The organism is Mycobacterium sp. SMC-14 (assembly GCF_046250075.1).
In the GTDB taxonomy this organism is placed as follows: domain Bacteria; phylum Actinomycetota; class Actinomycetes; order Mycobacteriales; family Mycobacteriaceae; genus Mycobacterium.
Genome location: NZ_CP176429.1, coordinates 1,036,941 through 1,050,921, shown reverse-complemented (window position 1 = coordinate 1,050,921; position 13,981 = coordinate 1,036,941). Strand labels below are relative to the sequence as shown.

General features: G+C 66.1%; 15 protein-coding genes and 1 tRNA gene. 8 read left to right on the top strand and 8 right to left on the bottom strand.

All coding sequences use genetic code 11. From position 1 onward, the window contains the following. The first annotated feature begins 2 nt into the window (after window positions 1–2). The 3 genes from ACKY0W_RS05055 (at window position 3) to ACKY0W_RS05045 (ending at window position 3,222) form a co-directional block, all read left to right on the top strand. Window positions 3–1,562: a dolichyl-phosphate-mannose--protein mannosyltransferase gene (locus ACKY0W_RS05055; RefSeq protein WP_409436652.1), complete on the top strand. Its 1,560-nt coding sequence runs from the start codon at window positions 3–5 to the stop codon at window positions 1,560–1,562. A 130-nt stretch (window positions 1,563–1,692) separates the two neighbouring features. After that, window positions 1,693–2,550: a hypothetical protein gene (locus ACKY0W_RS05050; protein ID WP_409436651.1), complete on the top strand. Its 858-nt coding sequence runs from the start codon at window positions 1,693–1,695 to the stop codon at window positions 2,548–2,550. 72 nt (window positions 2,551–2,622) lie between these two features. Beyond that, entirely contained in the window at window positions 2,623–3,222 is a 600-nt protein-coding gene (locus ACKY0W_RS05045) for an alpha-ketoglutarate-dependent dioxygenase AlkB (protein WP_409436650.1), read from the top strand. A gap of 17 nt (window positions 3,223–3,239) precedes the next feature. Here the strand turns inward: ACKY0W_RS05045 and ACKY0W_RS05040 are convergent, their stop codons facing one another. Both ACKY0W_RS05040 and ACKY0W_RS05035 read right to left on the bottom strand, forming a co-directional pair. Further along, on the bottom strand, window positions 3,240–3,896 hold the full coding sequence (locus tag ACKY0W_RS05040) for a DUF5642 family protein (RefSeq protein ID WP_409436649.1): 657 nt from the start codon (window positions 3,894–3,896) through the stop codon (window positions 3,240–3,242). Window positions 3,897–3,938: 42 nt separating this feature from the next. Continuing rightward, a complete protein-coding gene (locus tag ACKY0W_RS05035) occupies window positions 3,939–4,964 on the bottom strand; it encodes a GNAT family N-acetyltransferase (protein WP_409436648.1) in 1,026 nt (341 codons plus the stop codon). Between the two features lie 157 nt (window positions 4,965–5,121). On the opposite strand from ACKY0W_RS05035, the gene gdhA reads away from it, so the two are divergent. After that, window positions 5,122–6,471 carry an NADP-specific glutamate dehydrogenase gene (gene gdhA, locus ACKY0W_RS05030; RefSeq protein ID WP_409436647.1) on the top strand — a complete coding sequence of 450 codons (1,350 nt, stop codon included), beginning with the start codon at window positions 5,122–5,124 and terminating at the stop codon, window positions 6,469–6,471. A 101-nt stretch (window positions 6,472–6,572) separates the two neighbouring features. Next, window positions 6,573–6,902 carry a DUF732 domain-containing protein gene (locus ACKY0W_RS05025; protein WP_406781100.1) on the top strand — a complete coding sequence of 110 codons (330 nt, stop codon included), beginning with the start codon at window positions 6,573–6,575 and terminating at the stop codon, window positions 6,900–6,902. A 9-nt stretch (window positions 6,903–6,911) separates the two neighbouring features. Here ACKY0W_RS05025 and ACKY0W_RS05020 read toward each other — a convergent pair whose 3' ends face one another. Next, window positions 6,912–7,361: an SRPBCC family protein gene (locus ACKY0W_RS05020; protein ID WP_409436646.1), complete on the bottom strand. Its 450-nt coding sequence runs from the start codon at window positions 7,359–7,361 to the stop codon at window positions 6,912–6,914. 39 nt (window positions 7,362–7,400) lie between these two features. On the opposite strand from ACKY0W_RS05020, the gene ACKY0W_RS05015 reads away from it, so the two are divergent. Further along, window positions 7,401–8,012 (top strand): TetR/AcrR family transcriptional regulator, encoded by a 612-nt coding sequence (locus ACKY0W_RS05015; RefSeq protein WP_409436645.1) that lies wholly within the window; start codon window positions 7,401–7,403, stop codon window positions 8,010–8,012. Here ACKY0W_RS05015 and ACKY0W_RS05010 read toward each other — a convergent pair. Further along, a complete protein-coding gene (locus ACKY0W_RS05010) occupies window positions 7,965–9,017 on the bottom strand; it encodes an EcsC family protein (protein WP_409436644.1) in 1,053 nt (350 codons plus the stop codon). The two genes, ACKY0W_RS05015 and ACKY0W_RS05010, sit on opposite strands and share 48 nt — an antisense overlap. Window positions 9,018–9,034: 17 nt before the next feature. Beyond that, complete coding sequence (locus ACKY0W_RS05005) at window positions 9,035–9,910, bottom strand: SCO6745 family protein (protein WP_409436643.1); 876 nt, start codon at window positions 9,908–9,910, stop codon at window positions 9,035–9,037. Between the two features lie 194 nt (window positions 9,911–10,104). Here ACKY0W_RS05005 and ACKY0W_RS05000 point away from each other — a divergent pair, with 194 nt between their 5' ends. Beyond that, entirely contained in the window at window positions 10,105–10,584 is a 480-nt protein-coding gene (locus ACKY0W_RS05000; RefSeq protein ID WP_409436642.1) for a hypothetical protein, read from the top strand. Window positions 10,585–10,591: 7 nt separating this feature from the next. Here the strand turns inward: ACKY0W_RS05000 and ACKY0W_RS04995 are convergent, their stop codons facing one another. Continuing rightward, entirely contained in the window at window positions 10,592–11,215 is a 624-nt protein-coding gene (locus ACKY0W_RS04995) for a TetR/AcrR family transcriptional regulator (protein ID WP_409436641.1), read from the bottom strand. Then, the gene (locus ACKY0W_RS04990; protein WP_409436640.1) at window positions 11,208–12,461 is read right to left on the bottom strand and encodes a cytochrome P450; all 1,254 of its coding nucleotides are present in this window, start codon (window positions 12,459–12,461) and stop codon (window positions 11,208–11,210) included. Before ACKY0W_RS04990 ends, ACKY0W_RS04995 begins: the two co-directional genes overlap by 8 nt. A gap of 356 nt (window positions 12,462–12,817) precedes the next feature. Here ACKY0W_RS04990 and ACKY0W_RS04985 point away from each other — a divergent pair, with 356 nt between their 5' ends. Beyond that, entirely contained in the window at window positions 12,818–13,867 is a 1,050-nt protein-coding gene (locus ACKY0W_RS04985) for a MinD/ParA family protein (protein WP_409437653.1), read from the top strand. Between the two features lie 18 nt (window positions 13,868–13,885). On the opposite strand, the gene ACKY0W_RS04980 is transcribed toward ACKY0W_RS04985, so the two are convergent. Beyond that, window positions 13,886–13,958: transfer RNA gene (locus tag ACKY0W_RS04980), tRNA-Ala, on the bottom strand. Window positions 13,959–13,981: the final 23 nt, after the last annotated feature.

Here is a 13,981-nt window from a genome sequence, read left to right as displayed (position 1 = left end):
GAATGAGCGCTCCGACCGCTACCAGGCTCGTGGCCGCACCGGAGCGCACCGCTCCGGTGATCAGCCCGGGGCTGCTGGTGCCGGTCGCCGATTTCGGGCCGACCGACCGGGCCCGGGGCTGGGCGGTGACCGCGGCGGTGACGCTGCTGGCCGCGGTGACGCGTTTCTCGAACCTGTACACACCGACTGACGCCGGCACCCCGATCTTCGACGAGAAGCACTACGCGCCGCAGGCATGGCAGATGCTGCATAACCATGGCGTCGAGGACAATCCCGGCTACGGCCTGGTGGTGCACCCGCCGGTGGGCAAACAGCTGATCGCGATCGGTGAGGCGCTGTTCGGCTACAACGGGCTGGGCTGGCGATTCACCAGCGCGCTGCTCGGGGTGCTCGCGATAGCGCTGCTGGTGCGGATCGTGCGGCGAATGACCCGCTCGACGCTGGCCGGCGGGATCGCCGGACTGCTGCTGGTGGGCGACGGGGTCAGTTTCGTCGCGGCGCGCACCGCGCTGCTGGACGGTTTCCTGACGTTCTTCGTGGTGGCCGCGTTCGGGGCGCTGATCGTCGACCGCGACCAGGTGCGCATGCGGATGCACACCGTGCTGACCGACGGTCGCTGCGGCGCGACGCCGTGGGGCCCTCGGCTGGGGGTGCGCTGGTGGCGCTTCGGCGCCGGGGTGTTGCTCGGATTGGCCTGCGCCACCAAATGGTCCGGCCTGTACTTCGTGGTGTTCTTCGGCGCGATGTCGCTCGCGTTCGACGTGGCCGCGCGACGGCAGTACCGGGTGCGGCGGCCGTGGCTGGGGACCCTACGCCGCGACGCCGGCCCCACCGCTTACGCCATGGTGCTCATTCCCTTCGCGGTCTACCTGGCGTCCTATGCGCCGTGGTTCGCCTCGGAGACCGGCGTGGACCGCCACGAAGTCGGCCAGTCAATCGGATTCGAGTCCCGATTCCCGATTCCCGATGCACTGCGCTCACTGTGGCACTACACCTACCAGGCGTATCACTTCCACGCCGGACTGACGAACGCCGCGGGCAATCATCACCCGTGGGAGTCCAAGCCGTGGACGTGGCCGATGTCGCTGCGCCCGGTGCTCTATGCGATCGACCAGCACGACGTGCCCGGCTGCGGCGCGCAGTCCTGCGTCAAGGCGGTGATGCTGGTGGGCACCCCGGCGATGTGGTGGCTGGCCGTTCCGGTGCTGGGTTACGCGTTGTGGCGCTCCCTGGTGCGCCACGACTGGCGCTACGCCGCGGCGCTGGTGGGCTACTGCGCGGGCTGGCTGCCGTGGTTCGCCGACATCGGGCGGCAGATGTACTTCTTCTACGCGGTGCCGATGGCCCCGTTCCTGGCGATGCTGCTGGCCCTGATCTGCGTCGACATCGTCAACGACGGGCGAACCCGTACCGAGGAGCGCTGGGCGCTCGGGCTGTTGGCGGTGTCCGGCTACCTGGCGCTGGTGCTGACCAACTTCGCCTGGCTGTATCCGATTCTGACCGGGGTGCCGATCTCCCCCGTCACCTGGAACATGGAGATCTGGCTGCCCAGCTGGTCTTAGCGTGCTGGAGCGTCGAGCCCTTTGGCGTTGAGATTGCAGCCACGGCTGCTACCGCGGTCGATCCACAGCCATAGACGCAATCTCACCGCGCTGGCCTTCACATGTCGGTGGCACACACCACCATCGCCCCATGTCTGAGGTGTTCAAGGGAACCGAGGCGCTCGGTCGTGGACTCACGCGCGGGACGCTGCGCTGGAACTACACCGCGATCTTTCCCGACGTCTACCTGCCGAAGACGGCACCTGCCACACTGCGGCTCAACACCATCGGCGCCTGGCTGTGGTCAGGCCGCGACGGCGTGATCGCCGGGCGCGCGGCGGCGGCGCTGCACGGTGCGCGATGGGTCGACGCAGCCACGCCGATCGAAATGATCTGGCGTAGCGGGCGCCCGCCCCAGGGCATTGTGGTGCGTAACGAACGGATCGACGCCGACGAGCTCGTGGACATCGACGGGATGCTGGTGACCAACCCGGCGCGGACCGCGCTGGACCTCGCCCGGCATCTCCCCCGTAACCAGGCCGTGCGCCACCTCGATGCGTTGGGCCGTGCCACCGGGGTGCGGGCCCGCGACGCACTGCTGCTGAGCGAGCGCCACCGCAAAGCGCGAGGACGGCGTCGGTCGAAAGTTGCTCTCGCCCTGATGGACCCTGGTGCGGACTCGCCGAAAGAAACCTGGTTGCGGCTGGTACTCATCGATGCCGGCCTTTCCCCGCCGCGGACACAGATCCTGGTGACTGACGGCTTCACTCAGGCGTTCATCGACATGGGCTACGACGGACCGATGGTCGGCCTGGACTACGAGGGTCGGCATCACAGCACCGATCGCGCACAGTACGTGCACGGCATCGGACGCGCGGAGCTGATCGAACGCCAAGGTTGGCTCAACATTCTTGTGGTGGCCGAACACAGTCGTCGATTCATCCTCCACCGGGTGTCGGAAGCGTTCACCCGCCGCGGGCATCCCCTGACATTGCGCACAGGGTCGTGACGTGCGTCTGCGAACAGCCCTGGACGCAATATCAACACCCCACTCGAACGAATGTGCGATAAAGTGCATCTCATGGCGATACCGGTACAGGAGTCGCTGTTCGACCTCAGCGAACGCCGACAGCTCGGTGACGGTGCCTGGCTCGACGTTCGTCCGGGCTGGCTGTCCGAGGAAAGCAGCGAACTGGTCAGCGAGCTGCAGTCGGTCATTCCCTGGCGGGCCGAACGCCGCCGGATGTATGACCGGGTGCTCGACGTCCCCAGACTGGTGAGCTTCCACGACCTGGCGACCGGTGATGCGCCGCATCCGGCGATCGCCAAGCTGCGCCGCCGGCTCAATGACATCTACGCCGGGGAACTCGGCGAGCCGTTCACCACGGCGGGGCTCTGCCTATACCGCCACGGGGGCGACAGCGTGGCCTGGCACGGCGACACCATCGGCCGCGGCGCCAGCCAGGACACCATGGTCGCGATCGTCAGCGTCGGCGCCACCCGCACCCTGGCCCTTCGGCCACGCGGGGGCGGTCCCGGCCTGCGATTGGCGCAACACCACGGCGACCTGGTGGTGATGGGTGGCTCGTGTCAGCGGACGTGGGAGCATTCGATCCCCAAGACGGCCATGCCCACCGGCCCGCGGATCAGCATTCAGTTCCGCCCGCGCGGCGTGCGATAGCTCAACGGACCGGTCCGCTAGTTGCGTATCGCGTCCACCGCGGCCACCAACAGCTCACGGGCCCGGGCGGTGTCGACCGGAGCGACGGGCTTGCCCGGCTGCACCAGGGGGTTGGCGGTGACAAGCACCTGGTAGGGGCCGAAATAGGCCGAGTAGTTGTAGAGCTCACCGACCCGGGACTTGCCGGCGGCGACGGCCTCGATCACCCGGTGCACGCCCAGGGTCTTCACCCCGTCGATGTGCGGCGCCTCGACCGTCTCGATCAATCCGCGCATCTGGCCACCGGCGAAGCCGATCCGCCGGCAGGTACGCCCCGGCTCGCTGACCGGAACCGGCTCGGAGGTCTCCAAGGCGATGGTGATGAACCGGTTGCCCTGGCCTTCGGCGGCGACGGCGGCCATGTTGCCCTGGACGCCCTGCGGCAGTTGCTGACTGATCGCGAACTTCGAGCAGTCAGCCGGGTCGAAGGTCAGGCCCGGGGGCAGCGCGGTGCCCGCCAGCAGTTTGGGATCGATCCCGGTGCGCGAGATGGCCTTGGCCTCGAAATCCGGGCCGAACGAAGACTTGAGATCGACCACCTTGCTGATGTCGGCGGAAACCTCGGCGGGGCTGGAGCTGCAAGCGGCGAGCAGGCAGACACAGCCGATAGCCAGCACCGCGCGAAGGGTCAACATCGCAGCCAATTTACCCAACGCGACCTGGGCCGTTGGCAGCGGTTACCCCACGGCTTGGATCGCTTGGCGGCCAACCTCTTTAATCTGATCGGCGGTCGCACGGTCGAACGGCAGCTGGTCCTCGCCGGGAACATCGAGGACGGTGGTGACAACGCCCGGGTCGTCGCGCTCCCAGAAGGCGCCCAGATGATCAAGGATGGCGCGCATGGGCGCATTCTCCGAGAGCACCCGCGCGGTGAACTTCTCGATGCCCTCGAGCCGTGCGATCACCGCCACCGCCCCCATCAGGTAGGTGCCGATGCCACGGCCCTGGTAGCTGTCGCCGACGATGAACGCTACCTCGGCGAAGGTCGGGTTGTCGGGATCGCGGACGAATCGCCCGTCGGCGACGAACGAGCCGTCGAGCTCAGTGATGACCCACACGAAGTGGTCGACGTAGTCGACCTCGAACAGGTAGTGCATCAGGGCCGGACTCGGGGTCCGGGTGGTCTGGAACCGCCGGTAGAGCGTCTCGCCGGAGAATTCGACATGGCCTGAAACGGTTCGCGCGCTGTCGCCGGGCAACACCGGCCGCAACAGCAGCTCGGTACCGTCGCGGGCCCGGATCGGGACGGCGGAAAGGTAGGCGGCCAGGCGCTGGCGTGCGATGCGCACCAGCCGCCCCATGACCTCGGGGACATGCACCATCTCGTGGAAGGCCTGCTCGTCACCGATCCAGCCGGTCAGCGGCGTCGAGGTGGTGACGGTTGCCGTTCGCAGGCCCTTGCGCAGCAGCGCGATCTCACCGACCACCATGCCGGCCGTCACTTCGTTGACTACCACGGTGCCGTCGTCGCCGATATGCTTGACCTGGGCTGATCCCGACGAGATCAGGAGGAACGACAGCGCCTGCTCGCCCTGCCGCATCAGTTCGGCACCGGCGGGGGCCTGCAGGGGCCGCAACCCGGCGGCCAACGGCGCCAGATCAGCCGCGGAGCATCCGGCGAAGATCTCCATCTCGGCGAGGTCGGCGGCGGGTAGCGCTCCATCGGGTGCTGCGGAATTCGGGTCCCGCCGCGACATCACCATGGAAGTGCTCCGCCCCTTGTTCGCCAACCAAGGTTAACCGGTGCCCCGCGAATGTTAATGATTTAACAATGATGTAACGGCCAGGATTCGGCGTTAGCGATTCCGGCCGCTAGCCTGTGGCCGCTGACTGCGACACGCGAGGAAGAGATCATCCAATATGACCGAACTGAATCCGAAGCTGCACGAGATCTACGACGAGGTGCTCCGGCGCAACCCCGGTGAGGCCGAGTTCCATCAGGCCGTTTTCGAGGTGCTCAGCAGCCTCGGCCCGGTGGTGACCAAGCACCCCGAGTACGTGGATCGCGCCGTCATCCGACGGATGTGCGAGCCCGAGCGCCAGATCATCTTCCGGGTGCCGTGGCTCGACGACAACGGCGACGTGCAGATCAACCGGGGTTTCCGGGTGGAGTTCAACTCGGCTCTGGGCCCCTTCAAGGGCGGCCTGCGCTTCCACCCGTCGGTGTACCTGGGGATCATCAAGTTCCTGGGCTTCGAGCAGATCTTCAAGAACTCCCTGACCGGTCTGCCCATCGGCGGCGGTAAGGGCGGGTCGGACTTCGACCCCAAGGGCCGCTCCGACAACGAGATCATGCGGTTCTGCCAGTCCTTCATGACCGAGCTCTACCGCCACCTGGGCGAGTACACCGACGTCCCGGCCGGTGACATCGGCGTGGGCGGTCGTGAGATCGGTTACCTGTTCGGCCAGTACAAGCGCATCACCAACCGCTACGAGTCGGGTGTGCTGACCGGCAAGGGCCTGAGCTGGGGCGGGTCGCAGGTCCGCACCGAGGCGACCGGTTACGGCGCGGTGTTCTTCGCTGACGAGATCCTCAAGACCTCCAAGGACTCCTTCGAGGGCAAGCGGGCCGTGGTCTCCGGTTCGGGCAACGTGGCGATCTACGCCATCGAGAAGATCCACCAGCTCGGCGGCACCGTGGTGGCCGCTTCGGACTCCAGCGGCTACATCGTCGACGAGAAGGGCATCGACCTGGAGCTGCTCAAGGAGATCAAAGAGGTCAAGCGCGAGCGGATCGAGGCCTACGCCAAGGCCCGCGGCGGGGCGACCCAGTTCGTCAGCGACGGCTCCATCTGGGACGTGGCCTGCCAGATCGCGATCCCCTCGGCCACCCAGAACGAGCTGGACGGCAACCACGCCGCCACGCTGGCCCGCAACGGCTGCAAGATCGTCGCCGAGGGCGCCAACATGCCGTGCACCCCGGAGGCGGTCAAGCTGTTCGGCGAGGCCGGTGTGACCGTGGCCCCGGGCAAGGCGGCCAACGCCGGTGGTGTGGCGACCAGCGCGCTGGAGATGCAGCAGAACGCATCGCGGGACTCGTGGAGCTTCGAGTACACCGAGCAGCGGCTGGCAGCGATCATGCAGAGCATCCACCACCGCTGCCTGGTCACCGCCGACGAGTACGGCGCCCCCGGCAACTACGTGCTGGGTGCCAACATCGCCGGCTTCATCCAGGTCGCCGACGCGATGACCGCGCTGGGCCTGATCTAGCCTCTGTTGACTCTGCGTCCATGGCGGGGTGCACTCGCACTTCTCCGCCATGGACGCAGAGTCAACGTGGTTTTGACCCCTTATCGCTTAGCATCGCCGGTATGAATCGGATTCTGGGTGCCGCCGTGTTCGTCGGGAGCGCCGCCATCGCCCTGCTCGGCAGCGCTCCGGCCTACGCCGACGACGCCAGCTATCTCGCGGCACTCGACGCCAACGGCGTCTTCAAGTCCGGTCCCCCCAATGCACGCCTGTCGGCGGGACACCGGTTCTGCAGCCAATTGCGCGGCGGCTCCACCCCCGACCAGGTCGTCAACGATTACGTGCGTCGACCGTCGTTCGGTGGTCCGTCGATGGTCGACGATCTGACCGTCAACCTGCGCCCGGTGATCGACATCGCGCAGCACGAACTGTGCCCTGACACCCTGCACTGATTCGTCGGCCTAGCCGGCCTTGCACTCGGCTGCCGCGACGAGCTTGCGCGTCAGCGTCCCGAGCACCACCCGCAGGACCAGCCAGTAGGCCATACCCACGACGCGCCAACGCGTCTCGTACCGCCCGCGCCACGTCACCTGGGTGCCCTCGGAGTCCTCGACGAAGGTCACCTCGGCTTGATAGTCGCGGATCGGGCCATCGATGAGCATGGTGTAGCCGTGCCGGCCGGGCGGCTCGTGGATGGTGACCATCTCGCGGGTCGGCCGTTGGCGCCTCCCGACAGCGCGGATCGCGCCTACGCCACTATCGCCGGCCGAGCTCAGCGATTCCCATGTCGAGTACGGGATCAACGGCGCAGCCCATCTGGACCACCCGGCGCCGTCGGAGACGAGGGCGAACAGGGTCTGCGGCGTGGCCGTGGTGCGGCTCGAGATGACGCATTCGTAGCGGTGAACCATGGTCGACACGATAACAGAACGTTGTTCTATTATGGGGTGGTGTCAGCATCCCCTCCCCTGCCGTTCGCGCGCGCCCGCAACGAGGCGCAGCGCCAGGACCGGTTGACGCAGCTCACCGCCGCCACCCGCGGGCTGCTGACGCAGACCCGGGCCACCGCACTGACGCTGGGCGACGTGGCCGCGGCGGCCGGTCTGGCGAAGTCGGGCATCCTGCGCTACGCCGGGTCGCGGGAGGCGCTGCTGCTGCGGGCGATGCATGAGGAGCACCTGGCCTGGATCGACGCACTGAACGGCGAACTGCCGCACACCGCCCCGGCTACAGCCCTGGCTCACACGCTCGCCGCTCGCCCCGTCCTGTGCGACCTCATCGCGGCGTCACCGGCACTGATCGCCAAGCTCGGCCCCGACGAGATGCGGGTCCTGCTCGCCCAGGCCAGCGACGCACAACGGCGTCTCGGTTCGGCGCTACATCCCTGGCTGCCGCTCTCCGACGACCAGCTCGGCACCCTGACCGCGGCGGTGCACGCCTTCACCGGCACCGCGTGGGCCTGGATGGACCCGGATGCGACCCGGCCGATAGTCACCGACTTCGAGTCGACCGTCCTACGGCTGCTGCAGATCTTCGTCGCCGGGTTGGAGTCGACCAGCTGACCGGTCGAGTATCTCGTCGACCAGCGGGATGTCGACGTCGCCGTCGGCAATCACCGCCGGCGCCCACAGTCCGGCGTCCAGGTCGTACTTCTCGGTGAGGAACCGCAGCCGATAGGCCTGTTGTGAGCGTTCGAATGTCTGCTGCGCGATACGGGCGTTGAGCCCGCCATTGACCACCGCACCCAAGATCGGAACCGCCTGCGCCAGCTTGCGTTTGGCCAGCCGAAATCCCAGCGCCAGGGATACCTGACTGATCACGTTGTCGGCCTGCTGCGGCTGCAGTTGGTGCCACGACGCCTGACGCATCATCTGCTGGGTCAATCGCGACAGCGAGGCCAAGGCTGCGGCCTTCTCCGCGGAGTTACCGGCGGTGGAATAGGCGATGACCCCCGAGGCGAACGCCTGCTCGTCTGGCTCGCGAACGTCGTAACCGTAATGCGCCGCAACCAATGCCACGATCCGGCCCATGCCCACCAGCACTGCGGTCACGTCGGCCACCACGGCCGACGCGGCGACCGGCAATGTGGTGCCGCCGGTCACCGCGCTCGACACCGCCGAGCCCGTCACCGCCAGCGACGACGCCGCACCTTCGGCAATGGCCAGGGCTACGTAGCGCTCCTTGCGCCGCGGGACCGAACGATCGCAATGCTTCAGGTCGAGGTTCTTGACCTGCGCATAGGACTGCACGCTGATGCCTTCATCGGCGAACATCGCAAAGACGTTGGCCGGCTTGACCGAATTGAGTCCACGCTCGACCAGCACGGTGTGCAGAGTGTCCAGGGCCTTGGTGGTGAGCTGGTCCACTTTGCCGATGGCCGCCGTGGCGCCCGGGACCTGTTCAACCCCGGAGCGGACTTGGGAAACCACGTCTTTGGCGCGATCGGCGATGCCCTGACTCAGGCCTTCAAACCACCCGGGCGATTCGGTACCGGTGGCCGCGTCCAGCAGCGCGTCCCATTGCTTGCGCTCGTAGGGGGACATGTCCGGCCGGCCAGACTGAGCCACGTGGGAAATCCTACCGCTCACTGCCGTTCAAGGAGGGGGCGAAGATCAAGGCCCATCGGCGAATCAAGAGGGATCTCACCGGCCGCCACGACGGCCCGGGTCAGGGGGTGCAGCGCACGGATCAGGTCGTGCCGTTCGGTATCGGACAGCGCCTCATAGCCCGCAGCGGCGAGCCGATCGGTTTGGTCTTCGATCTGCGCCTTGAGCCGGATGCCTTCCGGGGTGAGCTCGTCGGTTCCGGCAAGGCCCTTGTCGCGCAGTGCGTTCCCCAACCGGTTCCATTCGTCATCGGTGAAGTCGCGGGCGACGGTGTAGGTATGACGCGGGGTTCCCGAAGCCAGGGCGTGGAACACATGGGATTCGCGGCCCTCGATACCGGCAGCCAGAAGTGCCGCGACGTGGCCGTCGCCGCGATGCTCACGCAGCACCGTGGCCGCGTGCCACAACCGCGCCAAGGGCTGTTCGGGCAGCGGAAGTGCATGATTCGCGGCACCCAGCACCCGGCCGACGAGGGGCACCGCAGCCGCCGCTCGCGAGGCCAGTTCGGCGGCGCGGGCCACCTCGGGGCCCTCCGCCAGATCCGCGAGCTGGCGCCGCAAGGCGGCGACGGCACCCACTCGGCGTGCCTGGAGGGCAGCTTCGGGCGGGGCGAAGCGCCACGCGGCCGGCAGCGCCTTGGCGACCCGTTCGAAAGAGAAGTTGTAGAACGCCGCGTGCACGACTTCGGCGCCGACCGCACCCAGTGGCGCGGCACGGCCCGCGAAGTAGCCCATCCAGAATCCGCGATAGCCGGCGGCGTCGAGTGCGGCCAGGGGTTCCGGTGAGAAGTAGACGACCGCGTGCAGGGGCTCCAACAGCCGCCAGGCGTCCCGGGCGCTAGACACGGTCGCCACCCGATTGTGCGACGGCGCGAACTGACATGAACACGGTCTTACCACTACCTCGCTGTCGCTACCTCCGCCGCCAGACGCCCTTCGAAATGACGTGTACGGAAAGTGACGGTACGGTTAACAGAAGGTGAACTGATGTTTGCTTAGTCCGTCAGAGCGTGTGTTGTTGTAAGCCGAAATCTAAGGATTACGCCCCCATGTCCACCCATCTGATCACCGGTTCGATCATCGGCATCGTCACCTTCGGCGCGGTTGCATTCGCCGGCGTCTACAGCCCCCCAGTCGCCCGCGCCGACCTTCCCGCCAACTGCGATTCGCGCCCCTGGGGCTTTCTGGGCAGAGAAACGCGGGTGATCTGCGATTCGCCGATCCGGCCAGACGGCTACTGGACACGCAACCGGATCATCGGCATTCCCGCCCACTACGAGAACGCGACCAGTCACTGTTCGAACCGCAGGTACTACAGCAACTGCACGTACTACCCCGGTGGCTGGGTCAGCACCCGCATATCAAGCCAAGACACCTACCAGGTCCGCGCCGACAACGTTCTCCCCGACGAACCCGGGCACATGCCCGACCCGGCGCCGCTCCCCCCTCCGCCCGAGAACTCCGCGCCCCCGGGCGGCTCCGGACCGGTATTGAGCAACCTCATCACGCCTACCGGCCCCCGGGACTGAGGGCGTCTTACCCCTGAACCGACAGTGCCGTCAATCGTGGATAGAGAATGGCCGGCCCCAACCATCGAGCGATGAATCCGCGTAACGCGAGTCCGGTACGCGGCACTTGTCCATGATCGGTCAACAGAGACTGCACCGTGCGCAAGGTCATCTCGGCGAGTTCACGCAGAGCCGCAGCATCGAAGCCGTGAAGCTTCCAATCCACATCGAAGCGGTGAAAAACAGACAGGCAGAACGTGATTGCCGTGTCGGAGGTCAGCGAGACGATGGCTTCGCCTTCATCTCGCTGGGTCAAGAGGCTTTCCAGCTGCGGATCACCGGAGAGGTTCTCAACTCCGAACGCGACGCTCTCAACCACGGCGGCAACCGGGTCGTACAGGCCGCTGACGTGGTCTGCAATCTGGTCGATGAATCCGTTGACCGCACGCATTGCACTGGCGATGAGCAGCGCGTCAGCATTGGGAAAATAGCGGTACACCGTCTGGCGCGTAACCCCGAGCCTGCGGGCAACGTCGGCTAGGCGCACCGCCGCTCCGCGCACGGCGATCTCCTCGTCTACCGCACTCAGGATTCGCGAAATGGCTTCCTCGTCCGATGCGGGCGTCGAACCCGCCCAGCCTCTACTACGCATCCGCCGTCACCAGCCTTTCGCTGGTGAACTCGATCGAAAGAGTTGTCGGACCCGTCATTCCGAGCACCGGTTTCCATGGGGCCGGACCCACCCGGCGGGCGGTGGGAAGCCGACGCGTCAGGACTGTCAGTGCTTCCGCCAGTTCCCGGCGTGCGAGGTTCGCCCCCAGACAGTAATGCGCGCCACCACCGAACGTCAGAATTGCGGGGACGTCCCTGCGCGCAATGTCGAAGCGGTCGGCATCTTCATAGATCGCTGGATCTCGGTTGGCGGCAAAAGTGTTCGCCAGCACGAACGTTCCTGCCGGGAACAGGTAGCCACCGAACTCGACATCGTCGACGGCGGTTCGCGGCACGATGCAGGCCGCCGGTGAGTGACGCATGCTCTCCTCGACCGCCTGCATCGCAAGTTCAGGATGGTCGCGCAGCTTCGCCCATTGGTCCGGATGCTCGCAGAGCACCTGGACCGACGCCGCCAGTTGGTTCCGCGTCGTATCCGTCCCCGCCATCAGGAAGCCGGCAACCAGCATGCGGAGTTCGTCGAGACTCAGACGCTCGCCTTCGCTTTCGGCGCGGATGAGCTCGGAGAGCAGATCATCGGTCAGGTTGCCTCGGCGGGCGGCGACCATGTCGTCGACGTAGGCGTCGAGTTCGCTCCAGGCGCGCATGATCGCAGCTTCATCAAAGCTGGCATCTGGCTGGAAGTTGAAGGCCTTGAACACCTCCTCGGTCCAGTCCGCGAACAACTGCCAGTCCGCGCGAGGCGCACCGAGCAGCGCGCACATGATCGGCGTGGGGTAGGGACGCGCGATGTCTGCCACGACGTCACACCGCCCGGCGTCCATCACCCGATCAATCAGTCCGTTGACCACCTCGTGGATCGTGTCGTGGAGACGCGATGTGGCGCGGGGGGTGAACGCCTTGGAAACCAGTTTGCGCAACCGAGTATGGGGTGGGCCGTCCAGGCCCAGGAGGCTGCTCGCCAGCTTGTCGAACAGCGGACCCGATGTGATGCCCTGTGCGGCCAGAGTGATACCGGGTGGCAGACGGAATCTGTTGTCGCGCAATATGTCGCGAGTCAGTTCGTAAGACAGGATCTCCGGGCCCAGTGGCCCGATGGCGATGGGCGCGCGTGATCGCGCCAGCCGGAGGTCTTCGAGGATGTCGTGCGGAGCGGCAGTCAGGCCGTAGTCGACGGCGGGAAGTCCAGCGTCAAAGACGCTGGGCGCGGCGCGGTTCACAGCCATCGACATTCACACCCTTCCGCTGGGCCTGCGTCGGCCTTGAGGAGACATAATTGCCAAGAGCGTATGACCATGGATCGCGATCCGTCAACGATTGGGGCTCTTTACCCAGATAGATCCGGATATCGCGGATCATGGTCATACGTCTTAGAAGTAACTGTCCAGATGGAGGCCACCGCATGGGGCGCGGTGCATGTTCGTCGACGGATCAGCCGAACCCGGGACTTAACTGGACCGTCGCGGGGCACCGGATCGTAACGACCGGCAAACAGTTGTGTCTTGCTGTCATAAATTGTCTATTGGCAATTGACCGCCCGTGCTACTAATGCCTCGTGACCGACCTGCACCGACCGTCACCGATGCCGCACGAGTGGAGCACCGCCGGCACGGAACGGGGTTCGCATCGGCGTCCGAATCAGGCAGGTGCCCACCGGATCCGCAGCGAAGCAGGTCGACGTCCCCATCGGCATTACCCGATCGCCGAGATCCTGCATATGCCGGATCTGCAAGCGCCACGGAAAGCCGCACCTGCCTCCGGCTGGCGCAAACTCGTTTATGCCGCCTCATTCCGCGGCATCAATGCCGGGGAATCACCGCTTGAACAGCATTTCCGCGCACTCCGCGATCAGATCCGTCAGCGCATGCACAAACACTTGGTCATCGGCGTGGTCTCCGGTAAAGGCGGCGTCGGCAAGACCACGATGACCACGTGCATCGGCGGCATATTCCGGGAATCGCGATCAGACAACGTCGTAGCGATCGATGCCGCACCGGGCTTCGGGACGTTGGCCGACCGGATCGACACCGCCTCACCCGACGGCTACACCGAGATCATCGCCAAGATCGATGTTCGGGGCTACACCGATATCCGAGAACATCTCGGCCACAACAGCATCGGTTTGGACGTGCTGTCGGGCAATCGGACGTCCGACCAGCCTCGTCCGCTCGTGCCTTCGATGCTGAACGAGGCGCTGGCCCGCCTGCGCCGCACACACCAGATCGTCCTGATCGACACGTCGGACAATCTGGACCATCCGGTGATGAAGGCGGTATTCAACTCCTGCGACGCCTTGGTCTTCGTGTCCGGACTGACCGGCGATACCGCACTGCCGGTCGCGCGTTCCATCGATCTGCTGCGCTCAATGGACTACCACGACCTGTTGGCGCGCTCGATGGTCATCCTCAACAACAGCAGGAACCACGCCACTCCGAATGCGCGACGCTATCTCACCGATCTGTTCACGGAGGCCGAGATCCGCGCCGAATACATGCCGCACGATCCACACCTTGCCAAAGGCGGCATCATCGACACGCAGTACGAGCTTCGCCCGCAGAGCCGGCTACGGCTGTTCGAAATAGCGGCGACGCTGGCGGATCAACATGTGCGCAAAGCCGATCGACCGATCTGACCAGCTACCCAACCTCTGTGGAGCTAAGGGGAATCGAACCCCTGACCTTCTCGATGCGAACGAGACGCGCTACCAACTGCGCTATAGCCCCTGACCGCTAGGAGATTACCAGCC